Source organism: Erwinia sp. PME.40.26/001 (genome assembly GCF_055556675.1).
The window spans coordinates 1-255 of sequence record NZ_JBVHNP010000289.1; the positions used below are offsets into that span (position 1 = coordinate 1).

The window sequence follows — 255 nt, forward strand, 5'->3', positions numbered from 1 at the left end:
TTCATCGTGACCGACTTCACCCCCGAGCAGAGCATCACGCTGGGCAAGAACCCCAACTACAAGGGCAGCATGTCGCCCAAGTACGACCAGCTGATCATCCGCTTCATCGGTGACGCCAACGCGCAGGTCACGGCCCTCCAGAACGGTGAGGTCCAGGCCATCCAGCCGCAGCCCTCCGCCGACACGCTGACCGCACTGAAGAACGCCAACGCCACGGTCCACTCCGGCAGCCAGCTGTCGTACGACCACGTCGAC

General features: G+C 63.9%; 1 protein-coding gene. It reads left to right on the forward strand.

The genetic code is table 11. The features are described from left to right. Window positions 1–255 (forward strand): ABC transporter substrate-binding protein (locus ACZ3HG_RS24225; RefSeq protein WP_465334999.1); only part of this gene is annotated, 255 nt, incomplete at both ends.